Source organism: Motilimonas sp. E26 (assembly GCF_021278025.1).
Taxonomy (GTDB): domain Bacteria; phylum Pseudomonadota; class Gammaproteobacteria; order Enterobacterales; family CBDFNC01; genus Motilimonas.
Window position 1 is genome coordinate 1 of the sequence record NZ_JAIBHJ010000075.1, and the last position, 1129, is coordinate 1129.

General features: G+C 37.7%; 2 protein-coding genes. Both read left to right on the forward strand.

All coding sequences use genetic code 11. From position 1 onward, the window contains the following. Window positions 1-260 (forward strand): hypothetical protein (locus tag K1M91_RS21175; protein ID WP_232804244.1); only part of this gene is annotated, 260 nt, incomplete at its 5' end. Between the two features lie 248 nt (window positions 261-508). Continuing rightward, window positions 509-982 (forward strand): hypothetical protein, encoded by a 474-nt coding sequence (locus tag K1M91_RS21180; RefSeq protein WP_232804245.1) that lies wholly within the window; start codon window positions 509-511, stop codon window positions 980-982. Window positions 983-1129 lie beyond the last annotated feature (147 nt).

The following is a 1129-nucleotide window of genomic DNA, read 5'->3' on the forward strand; positions in this document are numbered from 1 at the left end:
CTATCGGTCTTGCCGGTGGATTAAGGCCGCAGGGTTATGTGCATAACCCGATGGATTGGGTTGATCCGTTTGGGTTGGTTGGATGTAGTAGTGATGCAATAACTTTGAGGAAAAATATGATCTCTAGTGGTAAGGAAGAGCCTCCATATCCACATGCCGCTCACCACAATGTAATGTCAAATTCAACGCACCCAGATGTTGTTGCTACGAGGGAACATATGGAATGTAGTGGTCAACTAAAACTGGCCACCTCGTTATAAGTTTTGAAGTATTCTGCTTCAGCCTTTTGTGGCGATAGAAAAATATGGCGTCGATATAAATGAGACGGAAAATGGTACTTTTCTTCCCACTAGTACTAGTGTAAAAAATGAGCATGAATTACCGCATATACCGCACTCTAGAGTCCATACTAACAAATACAAAAGAGAAGTTATGGAAAGAATAACGAATAATTTTAGTGAGGAAAGTATTAAGAAAGAACTTAATAAAATAACAAAGGAGCTAGAAAGTGGAAGGTTTAAAGTTTAGAAAGGGTGTTAATAAACGCGTAAAAGAATTAATTCTTTCAATTAGTGACTATACAAAAAAATGCGATTTTAAAATTTTCTGTATTGGTTTTACAGTGGTTTTTGATCAGGGGGATAATGCTGAAATTCTCGTAGGGATATGCCAAGAGAAAGAGGTCGATTCATGGGTTAGGTTGTATGGTAAATCAGCAAAATATTATGTTTGGAATACTGCTGAATATGAATGTTTTGAGGCTTTTTCGATTGGGGTGACTGACTTTTTTGAAGGGTGGGGATCTAGAGATAGGTTTTTAAGTGAGTTAAGGGAGTGGGTTAATGAAATCAGGAAAATGTATTTTGATAAAGATGTCTTCTGGTTTGTACATGATGTTGAGGATGATGATTTTTGTGGTTTTTTAATATTAACAAATGAAGATGAAAAAATAATGGCGTTAAGGATGGCAGAGTTGATATAAAAAACATACCTATTTCCTGGGTCTTTTATTATAGCGCTTATCGCAGGCTAATAAAAAACGCATCTGCAGCCATGGTTTTAGGCCCAAGCAATGGCAATACAGCTGGGATGCCCATGATAGACTAACCGCAGTCACGACCCCAGCAGG